The sequence below is a fragment of the Clostridium sp. 001 genome (assembly GCF_019056555.1).
Classification (GTDB): domain Bacteria; phylum Bacillota; class Clostridia; order Clostridiales; family Clostridiaceae; genus Clostridium_B; species Clostridium_B ragsdalei.
The window spans coordinates 4,218,961-4,243,113 of the sequence record NZ_CP020473.1 but is presented as its reverse complement, the minus strand read 5'-3'; the positions used below and the strand labels follow the sequence as shown (position 1 = coordinate 4,243,113).

At 30.4% G+C, this 24,153-nt stretch carries 25 protein-coding genes and 1 other annotated feature; of the genes, 4 read left to right on the top strand and 21 right to left on the bottom strand.

Translation table 11 applies throughout. The features are described from left to right. The first annotated feature begins 27 nt into the window (after positions 1 to 27). Entirely contained in the window at positions 28 to 1,386 is a 1,359-nt protein-coding gene (gene brnQ / locus B5S50_RS19735) for a branched-chain amino acid transport system II carrier protein (protein ID WP_217302645.1), read from the top strand. On the opposite strand, the gene B5S50_RS19730 is transcribed toward brnQ, so the two are convergent. Together B5S50_RS19730 and B5S50_RS19725 are read right to left on the bottom strand one after the other, a co-directional pair. Continuing rightward, positions 1,387 to 1,803, bottom strand: coding sequence for a histidine kinase (locus tag B5S50_RS19730; RefSeq protein WP_217302644.1), 417 nt, complete (start codon positions 1,801 to 1,803; stop codon positions 1,387 to 1,389). A 12-nt stretch (positions 1,804 to 1,815) separates the two neighbouring features. After that, complete coding sequence (locus B5S50_RS19725; protein WP_254306633.1) at positions 1,816 to 3,156, bottom strand: Na+/H+ antiporter NhaC family protein; 1,341 nt, start codon at positions 3,154 to 3,156, stop codon at positions 1,816 to 1,818. A gap of 141 nt (positions 3,157 to 3,297) precedes the next feature. Between B5S50_RS19725 and B5S50_RS19720 the strand changes: the two genes are divergently transcribed. Beyond that, a complete protein-coding gene (locus B5S50_RS19720; RefSeq protein ID WP_065076561.1) occupies positions 3,298 to 4,161 on the top strand; it encodes a LysR family transcriptional regulator in 864 nt (287 codons plus the stop codon). Between the two features lie 372 nt (positions 4,162 to 4,533). Here B5S50_RS19720 and asnB read toward each other — a convergent pair whose 3' ends face one another. Both asnB and B5S50_RS19710 read right to left on the bottom strand, forming a co-directional pair. Beyond that, entirely contained in the window at positions 4,534 to 6,123 is a 1,590-nt protein-coding gene (gene asnB / locus B5S50_RS19715; protein ID WP_013238426.1) for an asparagine synthase B, read from the bottom strand. Positions 6,124 to 6,174: 51 nt separating this feature from the next. Then, positions 6,175 to 6,452: a binding site (T-box leader), on the bottom strand. Between the two features lie 209 nt (positions 6,453 to 6,661). Further along, positions 6,662 to 7,537: a LysR family transcriptional regulator gene (locus B5S50_RS19710; RefSeq protein ID WP_217302643.1), complete on the bottom strand. Its 876-nt coding sequence runs from the start codon at positions 7,535 to 7,537 to the stop codon at positions 6,662 to 6,664. A 152-nt stretch (positions 7,538 to 7,689) separates the two neighbouring features. Here B5S50_RS19710 and B5S50_RS19705 point away from each other — a divergent pair, with 152 nt between their 5' ends. Beyond that, positions 7,690 to 8,619 carry a ketopantoate reductase family protein gene (locus B5S50_RS19705; RefSeq protein ID WP_217302642.1) on the top strand — a complete coding sequence of 310 codons (930 nt, stop codon included), beginning with the start codon at positions 7,690 to 7,692 and terminating at the stop codon, positions 8,617 to 8,619. 444 nt (positions 8,620 to 9,063) lie between these two features. Here B5S50_RS19705 and B5S50_RS19700 read toward each other — a convergent pair whose 3' ends face one another. From B5S50_RS19700 to B5S50_RS19650, 12 genes are all read right to left on the bottom strand, one after another. After that, a complete protein-coding gene (locus B5S50_RS19700; protein WP_254306632.1) occupies positions 9,064 to 9,609 on the bottom strand; it encodes an L-2-amino-thiazoline-4-carboxylic acid hydrolase in 546 nt (181 codons plus the stop codon). 146 nt (positions 9,610 to 9,755) lie between these two features. Beyond that, positions 9,756 to 10,202, bottom strand: coding sequence for a MarR family winged helix-turn-helix transcriptional regulator (locus B5S50_RS19695; protein ID WP_217302641.1), 447 nt, complete (start codon positions 10,200 to 10,202; stop codon positions 9,756 to 9,758). Positions 10,203 to 10,289: 87 nt separating this feature from the next. Next, a complete protein-coding gene (locus tag B5S50_RS19690) occupies positions 10,290 to 10,916 on the bottom strand; it encodes a class I SAM-dependent methyltransferase (protein ID WP_217302640.1) in 627 nt (208 codons plus the stop codon). 178 nt (positions 10,917 to 11,094) lie between these two features. Then, positions 11,095 to 11,352, bottom strand: a complete 258-nt coding sequence (locus tag B5S50_RS19685; protein WP_217302639.1) for a DUF3795 domain-containing protein — start codon at positions 11,350 to 11,352, stop codon at positions 11,095 to 11,097. A gap of 42 nt (positions 11,353 to 11,394) precedes the next feature. Further along, entirely contained in the window at positions 11,395 to 12,225 is an 831-nt protein-coding gene (locus B5S50_RS21715) for a GGDEF domain-containing protein (RefSeq protein ID WP_254306631.1), read from the bottom strand. A 38-nt stretch (positions 12,226 to 12,263) separates the two neighbouring features. After that, a complete protein-coding gene (locus tag B5S50_RS21710) occupies positions 12,264 to 12,896 on the bottom strand; it encodes a cache domain-containing protein (protein ID WP_254306630.1) in 633 nt (210 codons plus the stop codon). 151 nt (positions 12,897 to 13,047) lie between these two features. Beyond that, entirely contained in the window at positions 13,048 to 13,242 is a 195-nt protein-coding gene (locus B5S50_RS19675) for a helix-turn-helix transcriptional regulator (RefSeq protein ID WP_013238417.1), read from the bottom strand. Next, complete coding sequence (locus B5S50_RS19670; RefSeq protein WP_254306774.1) at positions 13,232 to 13,438, bottom strand: hypothetical protein; 207 nt, start codon at positions 13,436 to 13,438, stop codon at positions 13,232 to 13,234. Before B5S50_RS19670 ends, B5S50_RS19675 begins: the two co-directional genes overlap by 11 nt. Before the next feature lie 146 nt (positions 13,439 to 13,584). After that, complete coding sequence (locus tag B5S50_RS19665; RefSeq protein WP_217302637.1) at positions 13,585 to 14,034, bottom strand: flavodoxin family protein; 450 nt, start codon at positions 14,032 to 14,034, stop codon at positions 13,585 to 13,587. A gap of 350 nt (positions 14,035 to 14,384) precedes the next feature. Further along, positions 14,385 to 15,404 (bottom strand): hypothetical protein, encoded by a 1,020-nt coding sequence (locus B5S50_RS19660; protein WP_217302636.1) that lies wholly within the window; start codon positions 15,402 to 15,404, stop codon positions 14,385 to 14,387. Between the two features lie 167 nt (positions 15,405 to 15,571). Next, a complete protein-coding gene (gene ltrA, locus B5S50_RS19655) occupies positions 15,572 to 16,885 on the bottom strand; it encodes a group II intron reverse transcriptase/maturase (protein ID WP_217302635.1) in 1,314 nt (437 codons plus the stop codon). A gap of 589 nt (positions 16,886 to 17,474) precedes the next feature. Then, on the bottom strand, positions 17,475 to 18,179 hold the full coding sequence (locus B5S50_RS19650) for a 4Fe-4S binding protein (protein ID WP_217302634.1): 705 nt from the start codon (positions 18,177 to 18,179) through the stop codon (positions 17,475 to 17,477). Positions 18,180 to 18,497: 318 nt separating this feature from the next. Here B5S50_RS19650 and B5S50_RS19645 point away from each other — a divergent pair, with 318 nt between their 5' ends. Further along, positions 18,498 to 19,403 carry a LuxR C-terminal-related transcriptional regulator gene (locus B5S50_RS19645; RefSeq protein ID WP_217302633.1) on the top strand — a complete coding sequence of 302 codons (906 nt, stop codon included), beginning with the start codon at positions 18,498 to 18,500 and terminating at the stop codon, positions 19,401 to 19,403. Positions 19,404 to 19,408: 5 nt separating this feature from the next. On the opposite strand, the gene B5S50_RS19640 is transcribed toward B5S50_RS19645, so the two are convergent. From B5S50_RS19640 to B5S50_RS19620, 5 genes are all read right to left on the bottom strand, one after another. Then, positions 19,409 to 20,902, bottom strand: coding sequence for a hypothetical protein (locus B5S50_RS19640; protein WP_217302632.1), 1,494 nt, complete (start codon positions 20,900 to 20,902; stop codon positions 19,409 to 19,411). 115 nt (positions 20,903 to 21,017) lie between these two features. Further along, entirely contained in the window at positions 21,018 to 21,473 is a 456-nt protein-coding gene (locus B5S50_RS19635; RefSeq protein WP_217302631.1) for a GyrI-like domain-containing protein, read from the bottom strand. Between the two features lie 235 nt (positions 21,474 to 21,708). Next, complete coding sequence (locus B5S50_RS19630; RefSeq protein WP_217302630.1) at positions 21,709 to 22,569, bottom strand: HRDC domain-containing protein; 861 nt, start codon at positions 22,567 to 22,569, stop codon at positions 21,709 to 21,711. Between the two features lie 5 nt (positions 22,570 to 22,574). Beyond that, a protein-coding gene (locus B5S50_RS19625) for an IS3 family transposase (protein ID WP_243121154.1) occupies positions 22,575 to 23,740 on the bottom strand; the annotation gives its coding sequence in 2 pieces (ribosomal slippage) (positions 22,575 to 23,482 and positions 23,482 to 23,740; 1,167 coding nt in all). A 66-nt stretch (positions 23,741 to 23,806) separates the two neighbouring features. Beyond that, positions 23,807 to 24,073, bottom strand: a complete 267-nt coding sequence (locus B5S50_RS19620) for a nuclease-related domain-containing protein (protein WP_254306629.1) — start codon at positions 24,071 to 24,073, stop codon at positions 23,807 to 23,809. Positions 24,074 to 24,153: the final 80 nt, after the last annotated feature.

Sequence of the window (24,153 nt, the reverse complement as noted above, 5' to 3'; positions counted from 1 at the left end):
TATTTAAACATTTGAGGAGGGCTATTTATGAAAGAAAAGCTACGTTTTAATCAAAATTTATTAATAGGTTCATTACTATTTGGACTATTTTTTGGTGCAGGTAACTTAATTTTTCCGGTGCAAATGGGACAAGAAGCCGGAAATCATACTTTAACAGCAACTATTGGGTTTTTAATTACAGGTGTAGGATTGCCTATTTTAGGAATTGTTGCATCAGCACTTTCAAAAAGTGAAAGTTTGCTTGATATGGCAGGTCCAATTAGTTCACGTTATTCAAAAATATTTACCTGCTTATTATATTTAACAATTGGTCCACTGTTTGCAATTCCTCGTACTGCCACAGTTGCATTTGAGGTAGGAATTCATCCTTTTGTTTCTAGTGGAAATTTGAAACTTGGATTATTTATTTTCTCACTAATATTTTTTGTCTTTACCATTTATTTTTCATTAAAACCAGGACAAATTTTGGATTGGATAGGTAAATACCTTACTCCTATTTTTTTAGTACTTCTATCTGTTCTATTAATTGCTACCTTTGTAAAACCGATGGGACAAGTTAGCCAATATGCGGCTCAAGGTAAGTATGTTACTCAGCCATTATTTACTGGTTTATTAGATGGATATAATACTATGGATGCCTTAGCATCTTTAGCTTTTGCAATTATTATTATTTCTAATATACGAAAGTTAGGTATTAAAAATCCAAATTTGATTGCTGTTGAAACATGTAAATCGGGTTTAGTTAGTGTTGTTGGTATGGCTGTTATCTATGCATCATTAGCTTATATGGGAGCTACTAGCTTAGGTAGTATAAAGCGCGCTGATAATGGTGGAAGTATTTTATCTATGGTAAGTAATCATTATTTTGGCTTTGTTGGCAAGATGTTATTAGCAGCTATCGTGGCAGTTGCATGTGTAAAGACAGCTATTGGACTAATTACCTCTTGTTCTGAAATGTTTAGTGAAATGTTTCCAAGGTCCATTCCTTATAAAAAATATGCAGTTTTATTTACAGTTTGTTCCTTTATAATTGCCAACTTTGGATTAAACAGCATAATTAAGTTATCCTTACCAGTACTTATGTTTTTATATCCATTAGCGATTACTTTAATTGTATTATCGCTATTAACTCCATTTATACATAAACAAAATGATATTTATAGATGGACAACTGTGCTGACAGGTATTGCAGCATTTTTTGACTTTTGTAAGGCACTACCTGATCCATTGGTAAAAAGTGAGATAGTAACACAGCTTGTTAATTTTGCTCATTTGTATTTACCTGGTTTTGATTATGGGTTTGGATGGTTATTACCAGCATTCTGCGGCTTTTTTATAGGATTAATTGTTTGGATTATTCGTGGAAAAAAAGCTAGTAACTTATAGTTAAGTTTTTGTTTCTGTCATACTTAATATATTTTTAATACTATACATATATTTTTGTAATTTGATAAGTTTTACCACTTTTTTAATAACTTCTATAATCTCAAGTTCATTAATTGGTGTAGTAATATAATATTCAACTCCTGATAAATAAGCTTGGGCAATAATTGTTTTATCACTTATGTCAGAAACTACTATAATTTTTCCATTAAATTTAGAAATTAATTTATTAATAAAAGATATTGGTAAGCTTATAATAAGAATATCAATATCTTTTAAATTTAGCAGATAACTATCTGAAATAAATTTAGAACAGCTATATTCAATTATTTCTCCAAGATTATGGTCTTCAATAATTTTAGATAAAATAGAACTAGTAGATTGGTCTTCACTGACAATAAGAAATTTTATGATAATCACCTCTTAAACATATCATTTATAGCTAGTATTGTACTCACATTTAATTTTAGTTCCGCTCGAATATTTAAAATGTATGAAATATATGATAGGTAATATATAAAGATAAAATGCATAAGGCAAGTACCCTGTTGTGCTTACATTCATAGTTGATGTAGGGACTAATGCAGCTATATTCCATGGGATAAGTGCAGCAATTAAGATTCCCGAATTTTCTAGATCTAAGGCAAACTGATATTTGCTAGTAGTATCATAACAGTCCTCCATAATTTTATCTGTCATAACAGTAGCAATTGCTTGATTACAGCCAAATGCCGCAGACGCTATACTAACTATTGACGTAATGCCAAATAACTTATATTGAGTTAATGATAGTTTTAAAAGCAAACTTTTTAGTCCATCGAACATTTTTATACCTTCAAATATCCCTGCAATAGAGCAAGATACAAATATTACCAACGAGGGTTTTAGCATAGACATAATGCCGCCGCCTTTTATAATATTTTGCAAAGATGTATGGTTAGTTATTGTGAATCCTAAAAGAATATCAGAGACTACCCCTTTTAAGCTATAATTCTGAAAAAATATAGCTAGAATAGAAGCTAATAGAGTACTAACTAGCATAGAAATACTAACTTTAACTTTACACAACACCAATATGAGTATTAAAATGGCAGGTGTTAATATAATAAAATTAATTTTAAACATTTTTAAAAGTTCTACTGATAGAATATTATTTACAACTTTTAATGGCTGAAACATTGAAAATATATAATAAAAAATTAAGGATAGTATAAAGGGAATTAGGGCTGAACGCATCATATTTTTAATGTTAGTATATATGTTTGTTTTAGTTAAGTTAGCAACTAAGTTAGCACTTGACGACATTGGAGAACATCTATCTCCAAAGTAAGCACCTGCTATAATGGCACCTGCTATTACATTTAAGTTAACATTTCCACTTCTAGCTATTATCATTAAAGGTATTCCAACAGTACTTACCGTTCCTAAAGAAGTTCCTATTAGAAAAGATGTTATACAGCAAATTATAAATGTTGAAAGCACAAAGGTAGAAGGATTTATATACTTTATGCAGTAATATATTATACTTGCTATTGTACCTGAAGCCATCCATGAACCAATAACTGCACCAATTAGTACAAATATTTTTAGAACTACAAAAGATTGCTTACCTCCATTAAATGACATTTTAGCTATTTGATTTAAAGTATACCCTTTTTTTAAAGCTATTATTGTAAATAGGATCCAACAAACAATTAACGTATATCCAATAAATATGTTTTTTAATACACTGAAAACTAAAAGAAAAAAAGAAACAATTAAGCCCACATACATTTTATATTTTATACCTCGCTTGACTTTATTTATCATTTCATTTACCATTATAACAAATAAATATATATACTAAAAATACGTATAAATTATTATACTTATACAAAAATATGTATAAATCTAATACATGGAGTGATTACTTTTATGGATATTAAGCAGCTTACTTACTTTCTTGCAATTGCTGAAGAAAAAAGCGTAACCAAAGCATCTGAAAAATTACATATAGCTCAACCACATCTCAGCCAGCAATTAAAACTTCTAGAAGAAGAATTAAATGTTAAATTGATAGAAAGAACTACTCGGAAATTTCAAGTAACTGATGCAGGCAAAAGATTATGTCATAGGTCTAAGCAAATAATAGAATTAATGGACTCAACAGTTAAAGAGCTAAAGGACTTTAATGAAGGAATGGAAGGAACGCTATCAATCGGTACCATATCTTCTGCAGGAGATATACTTTTACCTCAGCGAATATATAGTTTTAATAAAAAATATCCAAAAATAAATTTTGAAATACGAGAATGCAGTACAAATGAAATCTTAGAATTGTTAAAAAGCGGCGTAATTGAAATTGGAATTATACGTACTCCTTTGAATTCGGAAATTTACGAATCAATAAGCTTACCTATTGAACCAATGGTGGCTGCAAGTAGTAACAGTTTCTATTGGAATAATAAAAGAAAGATATGTCTAAACGAACTTGCAGGTAAACCTCTGTTAGTACATCGCAGATATGAAAAAATGATAATAGAATTATGCAAACAGACAGGATTTAATCCAAGAATACTTTGTAAAATTGAGGATACTCGATCAATATTATTACTAGCAGATACAGGAATGGGTGTTGGCATTGTACCAAAGGACTGGATTGAACTCATTCCAAATACAAATTTAAATTACAAGGAAATTAATGAACCGTCATTAGATACGAATACTACTATAGTATGGATGAAAGATCAATATCTATCTTCTGCAGCGAAGCACTTTTTGCAAACTTTTAAAGTATAGACAAGACTTTTTTTTAATATACTATAAACAGAGTTCTTGGCATCAGATGGAGTTTTGACTCCACCTGATGCTTATTAACAAGCTTCTTAGTGCTTCAGCACTTAGAAGGCGTTATCCTTTAGGAGAAATCGTTATCTATGGACGTAGCTGCTCTTTACTCCCACTTGGAGAAAAGCAGATATCCCTAATCTTTGATTTGGCGATAGTCGCTTTCGCTGTGTGCAAGCAGATATCCCAAATCTTTGATTTGGTGACAGTCGCTTGCACAGAGTGCGTGGGAGTATTAGAGCAGGTAGTCATCGGATAAATAAAAAATATTCATATTTAAAATTAGTCAGATATTCACATATCTGACTAACAATTTTTTCTTAATTATTTACCGCTGGCACCATAATTTGATAATACCCTAGCACTAGGATCGTTTACGTTACAGCCTTCCCATTCTTTGTTTGGCATCCAAAAATCTACTATCATATCTGCTTGTCCTGGATAATATTTTTCAAAAATTTCTCTGTATAACAGTGATTCTTTTGTAAATGGTTCAACGTGATATTCATATTTTTTACATAGCTTTTCAAATTCTTCATCAGAATAATATGTTTCTGCATATTCCTTTAAATAATCTACCATAGAATGCCCTACAGCATCACTAAATGCTGCTTTTTCACGATATAAAATATCATGTGGCAAGTAATCACCTTCAAATGAATGTCTCAAAAGATACTTACCCATGTTATATTTGTTTAATTTCTTTTCAGGGTCGATAGACATAACATATTTTACAAAATCTAAATCACCAAATGGTACTCTTGCTTCTAAAGAATTTGAACTTATACAACGGTCTGCACGAAGTACATCATACATATAAAGCTCTCGAATTCTCTTTTGTGATTCCTTTTGAAATTCTTCTGCATTTGGAGCAAAATCAGTATATTTATAGCCAAATAATTCATCAGAAATTTCACCAGTAAGAAGCACTCTGACATCAGAAATCTCATGTATTTTCTTGCAAATCAAATACATTCCCATACTTGCTCTTATTGTAGTAATATCGTACGTTCCAAGAATTTTAATAACCTCGTCAAGTGATTCAATTACTTCTTCTTTTGTCATATAAACAACAGTATGATCACTATGAATGTAATCTGCAACTTCTTTTGCATATTTTAAATCAATTGCATCTTCAGTCATACCTATAGCAAATGTTTTAATTGGTTTTTCAGGATTCATTTTTTGAGCAATTGCACATACGAGTGAACTATCTAAACCACCACTTAACAAGAATCCTACAGGAGCATCAGCATCCATACGTTTTTCTACACCAGCTACCAATTTATCATGAATATTGCTGCAAATAGTTTCTAAATCATCCTTGCAGTAATCACTTTCTGTTGCTGCTATATCACAATAGCACGTAAATTTACCGTCAGCATAGTAATGTCCTGGTGGAAATGACATAATTTTATATGTAAGACCAACCAAGTTTTTAGCTTCACTTGCAAACATGATCTTACCTGATGAAGAATAGCCATAAAATAAAGGACGAATTCCAATTGGATCTCGTGCTGCAATATATCTGTCCTTTTTTCCATCATATATAATAGTTGCAAATTCTGCATCTAACTTTGAAAACATATCCAGTCCATACTCATAATACATAGGAAGTAATATTTCACAATCACTGTCAGAAATAAACTTATGTCCTTTTTTTATTAGTTCTTCTTTAATTTTACGAAAGCCATAAATTTCACCATTACAGATAGCTGCATCTGTTTTCCTTGTGAATGGCTGCATTCCGCTAAAACTTAAATCCATAATAGAAAGTCTTTGAAAACCCAAAATACCAGATGGCAAAGTAAGAATTTCCGTCATATCCGGTCCTCTGGACTCAGTTCTCTGCAATGCCTCTGCAAATTTTTCATGCTTCATATCCGTTCCTGTATAGCACATAATTGTACACATATTAATATTCCTCCTTGGTTATAAAAACAGCATCAATTTATCCTAATAAAACAATAGGACGAATTGATGCTTATCCGCGGTGCCACCTAATTTACCATATAATAATGGTCTCCTTCCAGCTACTACTGGTATCCAAATAACGCATGGAATACGACGCTCCTACTTTAATTTGAACCTATCTCAAACATTCAGTTTAAGGTACAGTTTACAAATATTTCAGTTTGCAACTCCGGAGTGTTATTCAAAAAAACTCTGCCACTGGATTCACACTATCTCCAGCTCACTGTTGGTGAAATATTTTTTTTACTTATCTCCATCATCACTTTTCTTTGATGAATTTAATTTTAAACTGTGTACATGCCTTTGTCAACACTTTTTTAATTTTTTCCTACTTTTTTTAAATAAATCATAATATTCAGATATAAATTATGCCATTTGTTTATAAAAGAGTACTACTTTTAAACTTTTTAACTTTCATCTCCCACTTGTTGAAATCATGCTATATATTAACTTTTCTTTGAAATGTTTTAAGGCTAAACTATCCTTTCTGGGCCCACTTTTGTACAAATGCCACAAAAGCCTTTGTACTAGGGCTTATATATTTTCTGTTCGGAAGACAAAGGCAAATGGTTCTACTGACCTTAGGTTCCAATTTTCTCCTAACTAGTCCCTCGCATGAATAAGAATTTAACACTAGTTCTGGTAAAATACTGATACCACATTCACTTCGAACTAACGCAATAGTTGATTGATCGCTTAAAAATCTAGTATGTTCTAGTAACCTTCCCTTTGCTTGCCGCAAAATTCTTCCAATAGAATAATTAGTTCCTTCACTTGGAATAACAAAAGTTTCCCCTGCCAGTAGTTCCTTCGTAATCTTCTCATATCTACAAAGGGAATGGTGCTTAGACATTATTACATAATAGGGATCCGATATTAGTGGAATATCATTACCATTAGTCATTCCATTTTCTGCAGTAAAAGCACAATCAATTTCATCCTTAGAAAACCAGTCTTTAATCCATTCATAATTAATGGCATCATTTATCTGCAACTCTACCAGTGGATATTCCTTGCGAAATTTTCTAATTATTTTAGGCATCCATTGCACCGCTACACTAGTAATGACTCCAATTCGTACATTTCCTCTATATACTCCTTCCTGACCAATAATTTGATGTATCCTCTCATCATTTATCACAATTTCTTTTGCCAAGCTTAAAATCTGTTCCCCCTCTTCTGTTACAGAAACTCCATTTCTTCCACGATACAGAAGTTTAACTCCTAGCTCATCTTCTAAAGAAGAAATCATATGACTGGCCGCAGTCTGGGTATAGCTTAATTGCGTGGCAGCTCTTGTCAAATTTCCAATTTCAGCTGCTTTTACAAAAAGTGCATATTTGTTTATATCCATAAATACTCTCCCCCTTTTCATCATAACCTAATATATTACATGAAATTTCATCATGATTCCATTGAATAATCTGCATTTTATTTTACTATTTTGATATGCTAAAGTGTAATTTGAAATTTAAATTACATTTTTATGTTACAGGAGGTAAGACTATGAAAATTGCAATCTTAGGAGCTGGCGCTATGGGGAGTCTATATGCTACCTATCTTTCTAGTATCCATGAAGTAACACTGCTGGATAGTTATAAGCCCCAAGTAGATGCCATCAATACAAATGGTCTAACCAAGGTTGAAAAAGACAATACTGAATCAAATTATACCATTAAAGCTTCAATAAGTGGAACTGATATCGGAATTCAGGATTTATTGATTGTATTCGTAAAAAGTATCAACACTTTTGATGCAGTCAAAGAAAATCAAGCTATAATCGGCCCAAAAACCATTGTCATGACATTACAAAATGGTGCTGGTAACAATCACGACATTGCAAACTTTGTTAAAAAAGAACATATTATCGTTGGCACCAGCAGTCATAACAGTGTTAGCCTTGGGCTAGGTAAATTTTTTCACTCAGGCTGTGGCCCCACCAATATTGGTCCTGACTTTCTCTGCGATGAATCACAAAAAGCAGTAAAAATTATAGCGCAAGCCATGTGCCAGTGCAATCTAGACGTCAACATCATTAGTAATATTCAAAAAGTACTATGGGGAAAATTATTTGTAAACTGTGGCGTAAATGCCCTATCCGCAATAATGGAGTGTAATCTAGGCAAAATTCATTCCAATCCTTATCTCTGGGAAATCTGTACAAAAGTAGTTCACGAATGTGTCCTTGTAGCTAAAGCTGATGGCACATGCTTTAACCAAGCAGAAGCTCTTGAAACTGTGCAACATGTATGCATAAGCGATGCTGCCGGTTATGCCAGCATGTATCAAGACCGTCAGCATAAACGCCGTACAGAAATTGATAAAATTAATGGTGTAGTTGCCAATCTTGGACAAACTTACTGTATTGATACTCCTTATAATGAAATGCTTGTAAATCAAATACATGCATTAGAACGGTCCTATTTATTATCTTAATAAATATTAAGTACCTTTTCATATCTATATTATAAAATAAATTTATTATTTATCAAATATAACCATATAAGTATTTATGTCATTTTTATTAAAGATATTAATTTTATTGGAAAAAGAACATAGAGAGGGGAACTACTTAATAAGCAGTTCCCTTTGCTTTGGTTTTTTAAAGTTTTAGTAGTTTATATTTTGTATTGTGTTATCTTTGATGTATTCATTTTATCGTAGATTTTATTCTCTAATTAAGTTTTCTTTAAAACAATCCAAGTTTTTTCTCTAACTATTCAAAGTTTTTTCTGGGATATTACTTATCATACCCGATAATACCCCATCCATAGTTGTTGCCAAATAGAATTTTTATACAACTTATATTAACGGATCTTTTGTATGATGATAATAACTTACTGTTATATTTAAACTCGATTTTTGATTATAAAAACTATTCTAATGTTTTTTCTGATAATAAAAATCACAGCAGGTTCCACCTTTCGCTAAAGTATACTGCCGCGTAAGCACTGAACCTCCTCGCTTGGCCATATCATAATCATAGGAACACATTGCAGGTGTTATTTCTGATATGCCAAGCTTTTGAAACAGATAACATATTCCACAAGTATCAAAATACATGTAAAAACTATTTATATCAGGCCCAGCTTCATAACGAAACTTCCACGTATAAGGATTAGTTTTACTTTGACTTACTTTTGCCTGTTGTGCTAATTTTGTTTGTGCTTCCTCGGAATATTTATTTTGCTTTTTCATAAAATGTTTCATTACTACACTTTCATTCATAGCCTTATGATAATACATTGTAATATCATCAAGCTTTGGTTTTTCTTTAAGACTCATATATATAGCCGCTAACATAGCTGCATTTAAAATATTTGCAATGAATTTATCATTTTTATCAAACTCAGGAATCTCTTCTAAAATTGTTCGATAAATGACTTCTGCTTTCTTCATCACTATCTTTGGATTATCACCTGTCATAATATGTAACTGCTTCTGAAATGAACCATAAAAAACAAACCACATCATCCTTGGGAAAAATCCATACTTAATTCTATTACCTTCCTTTTTTATATAAAATAATAACTATAAATTTATTTATCCTAAAAAATATAAATCAAATCCTTTTACTCTTCTAAATTATTAATAATCTTCCTAAATAATTTAAATAATTCTTGCTTTTCTTCATCAGTATCAAGGGCATCCAATAGTCTTCCATATACCATATATTCAAAATCCAAATGTTCTTTTTGAGCAAGATGACCTTCTTCAGTAAGTTTTAGTCCATAAGATCTTCTATCTCTTTTGCTAATAATTCTATTTATATAGTTTCGCTTTTCAAGTCTATTAATAGCATTTGTCAGCGTACTTTTTGGTATATCTAAAGCTAGAACTATTTCACCCAAAATTACATCAGAATTTTTCGAAACAATATTAATTATACTAATGTCAATAGTTGTTAATCCATTTAACCGCTGAAATTGATCTTCTACATTTCTAAAATTAGATTTTTTAATAATTTGATGCCAAAGTTCACTAAATTCTTCGATTTGCTTTTTATTTGACTTGTTCATTTTTTTCTTCTCCCTTAATTTAAGTTATTTATTACTTATTTTGTTAAATAATTTTGATTTAACTATTTTCATCAATTAATGTTCAATTTACTTACTAAGCTTAGCAGTAACTATAAATGAATTATAATTAATTCTAGTCCATTCAACATAATCAAATCCACTCTCAAATAATAATTTACTTATTTCTGATTTTGAATATATTTTATAATCGCCACTACTGCTGTATTTTAATAACAAGTTAGTGACTTGCCTAAATGGTGTAATAATCCATGGATCCGCAATTATCATATGGCCATTAGTATCAAGCACCCTTGCCATTTCTCTTAGTGCCTTTTTAGGTTCAGGATAATGATGAAATGAATCTGTGCATATGACAGCATCAAAAATGTTATTTTCCCAAGGTAATTGTTCTGAATCTCCAATTTTAAGTTCAATCTTATCATCTAATTTTTGCTTTGCAACCCTTAACATCTCCTCAGATAAATCCACTCCTGAAAGATTAATACCATTATTTTTTGATAATAATGAAAGTATTGTTCCTGTTCCACAGCCTACATCTAAAACTTTTTTACAATTAAAATTATTAACTTTATCAATTACACTTCTATACAGCTTTCCTGCATGTTTACCATTATATGTTGACTCATAAATATCTGCTTGATTACTAAATGTTTGTTTGGATTTTTGTTTATATAATTCTTTACTATTATTCACATTGTCCTCCTTTAGTATAGTACCACAATCGTACTATGCCTTATATGAATAATACATCTCACGAAGTAACTTGTCAATCATTTTTTACCATAAAAAGAACAACCATAATAATTACTATGATTGTTTTTCACAAATAAACTTTTTTTAAATATTTTAATATAATAACATCATTTTGATTTTATTCATTAGCCCATTTTCTACATTGTTGAATTTTGGGTTTTGGATCAAAACCTTCTGCAGTCCCCATAGTAGAAAGCATCTCACATGGAAATTCTGAGCATTCTCCACAGTGATTTAATTTCTTACCTTCACAACATTTTTTTACACCACATTCTCCACCCCAGAATGGCTTTTCCATATTAATGCAACCTGTACAATTTACTTTTTCTTTTCTCTCACATTCATTACAACACACTCCACATCTTGATTGAAACATAACATTTCCTCCAATTACTCTTTATATTGTTTGAATTTAAGTTCATTTCACAAAAGTAGTTACTTTATTTCTACTTTTTTTGCTTATATAAAGAGCTTTGTCTGCAAAATCTATCAATTTATCTATAGAATAAGCATCTTTTGGGTATTTAGCTGTGCCAATACTAACAGTACAACCATTTAAAGCTTCTTCACCTTTTAATCGAATTACTTCTGCAATGGCTAGCAATCTTTCATCTGAAACATTGCGAATTACAACAGCAAATTCATCTCCACCAAAACGAAATACAGACCTATCTCCAGCAGTAGATTTCATTATTTGAGTAAGTTTTTTAAGTATGTCATCTCCAGCTAAATGCCCTGATGTATCATTCAGTTCTTTAAAACGATCAATATCCAGTAAAAGAACTCCTAAACTCTCCAAGCTATAATTACTTATTTCTTGTTTTAAAATGCTTAAAAGGTTATTAAATGCACGTCTATTATAAGCACCTGTCAAAGAATCAATATCAGCAGCTTCTTCAAGGTCATTATATTCTTCTTCTAACCTTTCAATTGTATGGTTATAAACTCTAACCATTTCCTGAAACTCCTTACCATAATTATATGGATCAATCTTTTTGTATTTTCCAGCTTTCAAAGCATTAAATGAAAAAATTAGTTTATCTAATGGTTTACTATATCGCTTTATTGTGTATATACCAAGTAAAATAATCAAAATACCCACTATAACTGACCCTATAAATGTTTCATAAACTACAATGTTCCTACTTGTCATTATATCAGCAGTAGGAGTAATAACAATTACATACCAGTTCAAATTTGGAACTTTACTAAATCCAACAAACTGATCTTTCCCTGAATAATCTTTCATGATCTTTGAACCTGATTTTCCATGCAATTTACCAAAAACTACATATTTTTACCAATTTCTCCTTTATCAGGATGATAAACAACATAACCATGACTGTCTAGAATGGAAATATAACCACTTCTTCCGAATTTTTTATTATCAAACATGGATGCTAAAGAAGTTCCTTGTAATTCAACAGTGCCAGCAACTACCCCATCAATGCTGCCATCTTTCACAATTGGAACTGATACTACAACTACCTTAGTTACACTAGCGCTTGTGAAAACATTACTGATATAAGTTTTACCATGAATTGCCTGATGAAAATAATCTGTGTATGCCAAATTTGAAACGCTAGGGCTATGTACATTGCCAGACATACGTAAAATGTCTCCCTTGGAATTAAGAATTGTTACTACATCTACTTCAGGTATAATTTCACTAAATTTATTAAGAAGTTCCTGATTTTCTCTAATTTCCTCATTTGCAGCAACTGTTTTTACAAAATTCTGGATTTTATTAAAATTTTCCACAAGCTGCATACTAACATTTTCTGAGGCTTTTTCATTAGTACTCAATAATAAAGAATTAGTATTAGCAATAAAAAATTTATTAAACACTACAAATTGAACAAAGCAACTTAAAGCAATTAAAATTCCAAGCCCTAATATAACTTTATATAAAAACTTCATTTAATCAATCCAATCCTTAATTTTTCCACTTAATCTAAATTTAAGATGTAGATTTATTTATTATATCATAATGCCAATTGCCACTGATAGCCTAATTTTTTTCTGCTTCTCAATGCTCACAAATTTGTTATCGTTCAGAACTTTTCAAAATTTAATCACAAAGTATAAATAATTCATCTACTGTAGTATTTAATAATTTAGCTAATCTCATGGCTAACTCTAATGTAGGATTATATTTACTATTTTCAATGGCATTTATAGTTTGTCTTGTTACATTTAAAGCATTTGCCACATCTTCCTGTCTAAGTCCAAGCTGTTTTCGTAAAACCTTTATATTATTTTTCATCTTTACCAAGCTTCCATTTCAAAAAATATTCAACTGCCATCAAAATAATAGTCTGAGTTGTTATAAGAAAACTAATTATTCCAAATTCTTTTCCATGAATAACATTGTATACCATCCAAATTGCCAAAAATATAATATTATAAGCCCAAGCAAATTTTATTGCCTTTAAGCTAATACTCATTTCCATTTCATCCATTTTTCTCACAATAATTACACCTCACTTAAATTTAATGCAAAAAACAAAAATGTAAAGAACTTTTTACATTTACATTTTAACAATTAGTACAAGTAAATGTCAATAGTTTTTTACATTCTTATATACAGCATCAACATAATGTGGGTCTATTTAACAAATAAGTTTTGAGCAAACTCTTTTGCATTTTGAAAATCTTCATTATTGGGCCTGCCTTTTGCAATTCCTCCAAATAGCTTAAATGGTCCAAAGGTATCATAGCCTTTACACGCAAAGCTTCCAACAACCTCAAAACCTTTTTCTTTCAATTTTTGTCCAATAAGGTTATTGTATTTATTCTTACCTTGTCCACTCGTAGAAAAAGTAAATGCTTTTTTACCAGACAAAGTTGGCAATTTATCAATCAGTTCAACAATATTTTTATGAAACTTCCCGTAATATATTCCAGAACCAAAACCAATTAAATCATAGTCATTTAGAGTATTTACATTTATATCATCAGCTTTTACCAAATCAGCATTTAAGCACTCTGCTACTATTTTGCCTATTCTTTCAGTGTTACCATGATGTATAGATTCATAAACTACTAACTTTTTCAACTTTAACTCCTCCTAAAATTGATTACATTAAATCTCAAATTTCCCTGCACTGGGATAAAAACTCAATTAATGTTTTACAATAATAGTATACTAACACTTGCTTTACAACTTTACAAACTGAAAATGAGTTTATCCACTTAAAAGACCAGACAAGCTTTAATTTCTTATTAACTCCAAAAACAAATAAGCTATTTGATAATACATTACCATCAATGAAATACTCAGATATAGCCTATGTGTCTATTATAATTAATGGACACAATATGCTGACGCTATGAAAAGTCATTTTCTTCTATATTAATTCCAGCTAATTTCATTAAATATATTGCAATTCTTGAGAATTATATCCACTATCTCCACATAACGCTTGTATGCAAATCTGAAAATAAAATTGATTTATCCAGGTTAGGATTCCTGTCAAAATGCATATCAGTCCATTTCCATATAACACTTCTATAATCAAACAGTATATCGCTTTTAACATCTCCATACTCTTTTGCAAGAAATTCTATGCTAGGAATTGAACTTTGCAATCTGCTATCTAAATCATGAAACATATCAATAATGGCTTCATCAGACATATCCATATAATTCTCAATGTTTTGAGGTGCAGCCACAAGAAAAAGCCCTCTTTTACTAAGTGGAGGATTCATTTTGTTTTCTATCATCTTAATCCATAGATACTCTGGTTTGAACCTATTTAAAGAATTTGACTCTTTTATATAGCTCGGCAACCTGTACAAATCCCGCTCTCTGATAAACTCATCTATTATTTTCTTTGCATTTCCACGATAATCAAATAAGCGATAATAGAATTCACTTCCTACTGCTTTTAACTTTTCGGTTAACACATCCATCTGTTCAATATTACTTCTTAATAGAAATACTGAGTTATTTTTGGGGATATTGTTTCTTGAAACTGCTTCCGATAGAGCCAATAAATAATCAAAATAACCTTTTCTATGAACAAATTTATCATGGAATTCTCTATCTCCAAACCATGAAAAATTTACTTTAGTTACTCCAATATTTTTTAAATTTTGAACCCATTTATCAAGTTCAATACCCTCTCTTATCTTTGTTCCATTTAAATTTACAAGACCTGCATATGGGTCAGATAACTGTTGATTAACTTTAATCTGCTCTGATAAGTTCCCATACTCAGCACAGTTATATACACATAATTGTGGTTGAAATCCATACTTCTCATCAATTCCTTTGAATTTCAGTGCTAATTCTTTTAATTTTTGAAAATTAATTTTTGAAATCTTATTATCACCAGAGCAGAGTAAACAGTGACTGCATTTACAATGACAAGCTGCTACATACCCATTAATAGTAAAATGGTCATCCTGTAATTCTATAAACAAACTAATTCCTCCCTTCGTTAAATAAATTAATCGTCTGTTAATAATAAGGCAACAATAATTTACCTTTGCGCATTAACTCTTGAGTAAACATAGGCGTCACCGCCCATGCTCCTCTGCAAAACCGTACGTGCCCTATTAAGGCATACGGCTTTTCACATCATATTTAATTATCTATAGAATAAGCTCACGCTTATTTTCGGTTCTAATAACGGAAAAGTTCTCAATAAACCATTGTAAAATGTTTCTATTGTATAGCTCTTCCTTTGGCTTCTTCTATTTAACCATTTAAAGAGTAACCATTTTACAGCATTCTGATAACTTTTCACACCTCTTGTATTATCAGTGACCCCATAATACTGATAGTGTCCTCTTAGTTTCTGATTAATTTTCTTAATCAATTCACCTACTGGCATTATCCTATTCTTCTTAATCCATTCTTTCATAGTCTTAACTTTACTTCTGAATTTCTTCTTACTACTCTTAACCTTACATCGAAAGAATCCTTTCTTACCATCTTCACTACAATAGAATGTAAATCCAAGAAAGTCAAAGGTTTCTGGCTTTCTTAATCCCCGATTTGCTCTATTTTTCTTTGCAAATCTACCAAACTCTAGTATCTTAGTTTTTTCTAAAGCAAATTCTAATCCAAATTTATCGAATCTTTTTATTAGCTTTTGATAAAACCCATCTGCCTCCCATTTATTTTGAAAACAACATACAAAATCATCACAATATCTTATCAAATAGGCTTCGCCTTTGCATTGCCTTTTGATTTTGACAGCAAACCAATAGTCCAGTACGTAATGTAAATATATATTTGCAAGAACTGGAGATGCTCCATTACCTTGCGGTGTTCCTCGTTCACTGTCTAGGTATTTACCATTTTCCATTATTCCAGCTTTTAAGAATTTCTTAATTATCTCTATAAATTTCTTATCTGCGATATCATGTTCCAGGAACTTTATTAACCATTCATGATCAACATTATTAAAGAATCCTTTTATATCAGCTTCAACAATGTAACTCACCTTATGGTATTGAACATCCTCTATGATTTCTCTAATTGCTTGATGGCAGTTTCTATTTGGTCTAAATCCATAAGATTCATTAAAGAATTTAGGTTCATATACCTCTATTAATATCTTTGCTATTACGTTTTCTACTAGCTTATCTTCATAGCAAGATATTCCTAGAGGTCTCATCTTCTTGCTTCCGTCTTTTGGAATATACGTTCTTCTTATAGGTTCTGGCTGATAACTCCCATTTCTCATTCGCTTTAACAAATGTTCCACATTAGCTTTTAGATTTACAGAATAATCATCTTTTGATACTCCATCAATGCCTTTTGCTTTCTTTCTATCCATTTCTTTATGGCTAGCTATAATAGTATTTTCATTGATATAATGCGCAAGATTTTGAACCTTTCCATCTAATCTAGCTTTTTCTATATTATATTGTATTCCAAGTAACTCATTAATCATGTTCTTCAGCTCTCCTGTCTGCATAATTTGAAGCTCACTTGAAGCTATGTTGTGCTAACCCCTTCCCTCCGCCTGCTTTCACAGGTTTCTACAGTACTATGAGTTAGTCGGACTTCCTATAACACTTTTGCTCATCTTGATCGTTCCCTTACTTGATTTTGCATACTAATTTCTCAGACATTATAGGACCTCAGCTGTTCTAATAACATACTTATCATCAAACTCGCCAAGCACTCAGACCCCGGAAGAGTTATATAAATCTTACCATATTGATTTGTATAATGTTGTCTGCTACACAAATAATTGTATCGACCTCTTCATTTAGATAATAATTTCGTGGCTCAATAGCTTCACTTTCGTTTTGGCTCGTTTTCTCCCTGTCCTACGCTTAAATCTAAGGTTACCGCTTCGACTCCAAGGACTCGGTACAGGCTACTGGTTAGGCATTACCTGATAGGATTTTCCTACTATATGTTAATAACTTACTAATGCCAACCAAATCACTTTCGTTGGCAAAAGGAAACATCACGCACTCGCATTCTGCTTCGCAGCTCGCACTATAAGTAAATTATATCACTTTGTTGCTTACCTACTTTGTCCACTTTATTTTCAACGCATCACATTTACATTGATTTAAACATTCCCCACATTTGATACACTCATTAGTATTCCATTTATTATTTTTAACCATATTAGCTACATCAAGACCCATCAAACAGTGCTCAGTACATTTTCTGCATTGAGTACATTTATCACTTTCACTTACTATTTTCAAGGTAGGTAACTTAAAAAATCTTCCTATCTTAATTCTAACATAATTAAATATATACATTGGACAGATGCATCGACACCATGTCCTTTTGCCTGCTGCTATTGTTATCAAAATAATAGATATGGTTACTATATAGTATCGAATTACGTCATGTACGCTGCTTATGGAAATTTTAGTGTTTTGCATATGGTAAGGCAATATTATTCTTTGAAAACCACTCATTACTATAGGTGCTACTATTAAAACCAGAAAAACACCTCCTGTTAACAATTTCAAATTAGGTAGTTTACCTTTGGAATTAGTATTGGGCAGCAAATCTTGTAACGCACCAAAAGGGCATATATAACTACACCACGCTCCTCCAAAGAAAACTGCGAGTAAAATCATTAATCCAAATATAATGTGCATACTTGTAAATGTCTTCTCAAAACTTCCTTGTACTATAAGAACCGGTGAAAAATAATTTAACGTAATTGGTAATAAAAAAAAGGATAAAAAACTAATTTTCTTTCTTAACTTCATATATATACCTCACTTATAATTTATTTTTAATCATACAAAAGCTTATTTAAAGTAGCACGTGCCTTCATAAATCATTAAAACATCAAAAATAAGCAAGTAACAATAGGTAAAAAACCCTTTATTGCATAAAAAATAAGGATAGGGAATACTCCCTACCCCTGAATTTACACAGTTTTTATACTCTTGACTAATGATTACTATGTTTAAATTCCTTGAATTCTAAAATCATCTGTTCTATACTATATATTGCATTTGAAAAAAGATTTATTCCATTAAATCTTTTCTCAAAGTAAAATGTAACGAAATGACATCTTTTTTATGAAAGATATTCATTTACTATTTTGTATTATCTCATTATTTACAGGTGTATCATCTATTTCAATTTCCTATTTTATCTACAATAGTAATAAAAAGAAATCTCTAAAATTTTTCATAGCCTTGAATCTTTCTTTTTTTGCTATTCAGAATTCAATAACATTAGGACTATACTCAAAATATGTAATTGAAGTAGGTTCATTTATTCCATGTTTATCTAAATTTTTAGATATTGTTGGCACATCATTTAGTTCTTTATCAGGACTGTTCTTAATAAATTATCTTTTTGGTATACAAATAACAAATTTTAAGAAAACATTATTCATTTCTATTTTTGTATTTCAATTTGTAGGAATAACAATATACTATTTATTTAGCGCCTACTATATTTTTAAGTTTGTAGTACGAGCTTCTATTATTGTTGTAATTGTATACGAGTTATTTATTGGACTAACGAATTATAAACAGGTTGTGAATAATGATTTAAGACAAGCAATAAAATCTTTTATTTTATTAACTATAGTATTTCTGCCTTTAATAATATTCGAATCATATAGGCCTTATATCCACCTTATTAAAAACATGGAAATTTTAAAAATAGCGGCACTTCCTTCTTATTTCCTTGCAATTAATATTTTTAATCTTAGATTGGTTTTAAAATATTTTAACGCTCCAGCATTTATTGTTGATAATAAACTTACAGATTACTTTAAGCAAAAATATGATATCACAGAAAAACAAAGTGAGATTATAGAACTTATCCTGGAAGGAGTAACATATAAACAAATTGCTGAAAAACTTTTTATATCCCCTAAAACCGTTGATAATCACATACAAAATATTTATAAAAAATTAAATGTTAATAGCAAAATGCAGTTGTCGAATTTTATACGTTCAAATGAAAAATAAAATTATTAATTCATTTTCTCTTCTAAATACTGCCATGTTACTCCATTATCTTTTGATTGGTACAAAGCTTTACAGCCTCCATTATAATCTCCGTCAGATCCTTGTCCAACCAAAACATTAAGACTTCCATCTTTCTCATAAGGCATTCCAGGCAAATCAAAAGGATTATACATTTCGCCACCATTTAATGTTACTTTCATTTCTGGGAAATTTACCTTTTTATAAGATCTACCTCCATCCTCCGTGCGATATAATTGCCCCTTACTTCCACCACTATAAGATAAACATAAAAATCCAAGCTTATTATTCAAAAATGTTATTCCTGCTGCTGATCCAAGGGACCCAGAAAATGGATCTTCGTTTATTGTCTTCCATGTTTGCCCACCATCGGTAGTACCAGTTAATGAATAAGATCTACTACCTGCTGCAGCTGCCGTTACTTCTAAACGATACCCAACTTGCTTTGATAAATAAAATTGATCTTCATCACTATTTGATTGATTAGGACTTTTTTTATTGTCCTTTGAAGGTCCTGCTGTTTTAACATTATTTAAATCATCTGTTAAATTGTACCTAACAGGAGTATATTTACTTTCTTTGCCCGGTACAAATACAGAAACAATATATCCTACTATTTCAGAATAGGCATTAACAGCTGAATTTGTATTACCTTTTAAATCAATATAAACAATACCATCTGTATTATATCCAAAACTTCGTTTACCAGAATAAAGAATACCATACTGCTTTTCAGGCCAGTTTCTCACTGTTTTCTTAAGTGGAATTACTTTCATTGTCTTAATTAATGGTTCTAAAAGTTTATCATCATTATAATTTGCATTTACATAACCATTTAAATATATAGTTATATTCCCTGAATTTTTGCTATTATAACTAATTAAATAGCTTTCTAACTTACCTTTAGCACTTTTTCCATAAAGGAATGTATCAAAAGATGTAATTTCTCCATTAGAATCAAATTTGAGACTAAAGTTATTTACAACATATAATTTTTCTGGCATATGAACTTTTTTATTAACATCTGCAAATATCCCTTCTATACCGCTTTCATATATATTATTATATTCAAGCTTTACAGTTCTTTTATTTTTTAAATCTCTTAAGAACCATGATAGTTTTCCATTGTAATTTATTGCACTATGGTATATTTTCACTCCATAAAAACATGTTATAAAAACTATAACTATTATAATTGTACAAGTCCATATAGTTTTACAACACGAATAGAACTTATATCTATCTACATTCTGATCAGCTGCAACTGCTGGTTTTTTCACAATTCTAATTATTAGAATTATAAACCAAGCCAAAAAGAATGCCATACATCCCAATAATACAGTTATATTATTCTTAAATCTCCCAAATTTACATAAAGTATATAATTCGTAAAATGCAATCCAATATACTAATGTAAATATTGAGTAGCCTACCATTGATGAAATTAATCCTCTTTTTGTAACTTGCTTGTACTTTCCCATTTTCCTCTACACTCCATCCTATTTTTATAGGGTTCATAATTTCTATATATTATACTGCAAATTTAAAGCTGCATTGAGGTTCATGCAGCTAAATTAGAATCTGTTTTAATATTATCTATAATATTGGTGTGCAAATTTCGCAATAATGCTTATTTATCATCTGCATAGCATAACGTTCAAGAATAGGTCTTCTATAATCAAATTTATAATTTCTTTTTGATAACTCCGAAAATATCTCCATCCATGCTTTTTTCACAGCATCTACTGTATGATTTATTTTAAATACGCAATATTTACCACCAATAGTTTTTCCAAATTTAATATACTTATTATCTACTTTAAATTCATCCGAAACAACTAAACATGTATCATAACGGCAATCTTTAGGTTCTGTGAATTGAGGATTATCTTGGGCTATTCCCAATATAATTGAATTTTCATTAAATGAATTTTTTTCTCTAGCCCAACTTTTTAATTGTTCCATTGTTTGAACATTTTCTGAACCATAAGGACCTGTTCTTCGTATATAAGCAATTTTATATGATGGTATCATTTCAACATTAATATTCATAAATTTACCTTCTTTTTTAAATAGATTACATCGATGTCTGAATTCATCATATAATGATTTAAAATGTATTTCAACTTATTTTTTAAAATTGGTAGATTACTATTTATCTGTATACTATACAAATAATTCTTAATTTTATATTTAATTGAATAATTTGGTTTTGAACGTTTTTCATCCAGTACAAAAGAAAGAATACAAATTAACAAAATCCATTAGCAATTTTCTATTCAATAATCTAATATTTATCTATAATTTTCAAGATATCATCGCCATACTTATTCACCTTTACCTCACCAAATCCAGCAACTTTCTGTAGTTCTTCTTTGTTCCTAGGCATCTTTAAAATTAAATTCTTTAATTGATTATTATTATAAATGAAGTAAGGTTTTATTTTTTCTTCACGACTCTTATGTAATCGGTATGCTTTTAATTCTTTAAAAATATCGGTTTCTTTTACTGTAACTTTTCCTGCTGTTATAGTGTTTCTCTCTGATACTGGAGTTGGTACTTCTTCATCTGACTTCTGTGATGTTGTTATATTAATTTTATACTGTTCGTATTTTCCAGTATAATGATTCTCAACATTCTTATGTAAATCTAAGTAAGATTGAGCCCAATCTAACATTCTATCTTCTGAATTAGTTGCTACTTTAGAATTTTCGTACATTTTCTTTATATATTTAACCAATTGATCAGCACGGATAACTTTTTCTTTTACTTCTTTCTTTGCATACTTTGCATTAAGTACAGTTTTGGGATTAGCCAAAACTACTACTGATTTATTAAAATCTTCAAAGTATCTTCCTGCCATATATTTCATCAATATATTATTCTTGCTGTCTGTCCTAATTTTCTTCATTAATTCTAAATGTCGTTGATTCTGTGTGATAGGTGAATAAATTCCCTCTTTTCTCTTTCTACCACCAAATTCTATAGTACGAACAAAGTCGCCCCTGCTATTAATTTCAATATTTCCATAAAGATTTTTACATTCGATAACAAAGCAAATCTTCTTTGTAAACACAAGATAATGACCTTTCCCCAATAAAATAGACATCTTAAACTCGTAATATCTCTTTATTTCGTAGATTATCATAATTTTTATGCTGCTTTTGATTTTTTATTTGAATTGTTATAATATTTTTCAGGCGTTACATAACCATTAGAAGCATGTATTCTTTGCCTATTATAAAATATCTCAACATATTCAAATACAGCAGCACGAGCTTCTTCACGTGTTTTAAAGTGATTCCCATAAAGCCATTCACATTTCATTTTACCCCAGAATGATTCCATAGGAGCATTATCCCAGCAGTTACCTTTACGAGACATACTGCATATAAATCCATACTTATTTATTAAATTTTGGTAATCATTTGAGCAATATTGTGACCCTCTGTCCGAATGTAGAATAACACCAGTTGGTCTTCCTGCACGTTGATATGCGTCATTTAATGCGTTGATTACTAATTCTTTTGTCATTCTTTCATTCATAGATAAACCAACTATTTTTTGTCCACACAAATCCATTACTGCTGCTATATAAAGCCATCCTTCATTTGTCCACAGATATGTAATATCACTGACCATTTTTTCATTAGGTTTATCCACAGTAAAATCTCGATTAAGAATATTTTTTGCTACTGGAAGTTTATGATTTGAATTAGTAGTAGCCTTAAATTTCTTTGAAACCCTTGATTTTATGCCATTCTGATTCATGATACGTTCTACTCTTTTATGATTAATAGGTTTATCATTTTTCATATTTACTATTTTAGTAATTTTAACAGAACCGAATACATTTCTATTTTCTTTGTGGATTGTTTGAATTTGTTCTAATAACTGTTTATTTTCCTTTGATCTTTGACTTTCAGGTCTTTTATCCCATGCATAGTAACTGCTTCTTGACACGCTTAAAACCTTGCACAGCTTCGCTATTCTATATTTATGGCAACTAGCCTTGATAAACTCAAACCTCTTTATTTTAGGTTCTTGGCGAAGTAGGCTGCCGCTTTTTTTAATATTTCATTTTCTTCTTTAAGATCTCTAATTTCTTTTTCTAATCTTCTTAATTTCTCATCTTCAGGCTTAAGATGTCCACTGCCAGGAAAAGGTGTATCAGGTGATTCTCTATACTTCTTTACCCATCCATGCATTGTTGTTGGTCTTACTCCTAATTCTGTTGCTATCTTATTTAATGATTCTCCAGATTTCTCTAATCTTTTTATTGCTTCAATTTTAAATTCTGCACTATATTGTTTTTTCATAACCCTACCATTCCTTTCACTTTTAATATAACACGAGTTCCTCGTGTCTATCAAAGTGGGTAAGGGTCAATAATCTATCTGGGCACTCAAATCCACATCCTTAAGATAAATATCATGCAAAATATACATTGGCATATGACTATTCTTTAATTCGAACTTAATATTCTTTTCTCCTGCAATTCCATATTCAAGGCATTTTATATCTTGTTTTATTATATTTTTCCCCTCTGCACTAAGTAAAGGTTCCAATGCTTTAAGCTTTTCTAATTGTACTTCTGCATCACTGCTTTCCTTAAGAAAAACTGGTTCTTTCATTCTATTAAATAACCCCATTCTATTGTTCACCTCACGTATGATATAAGCATATTGTACCATGTCTTACAAGCATTAGTACAATTGAATATGTTGCCTGT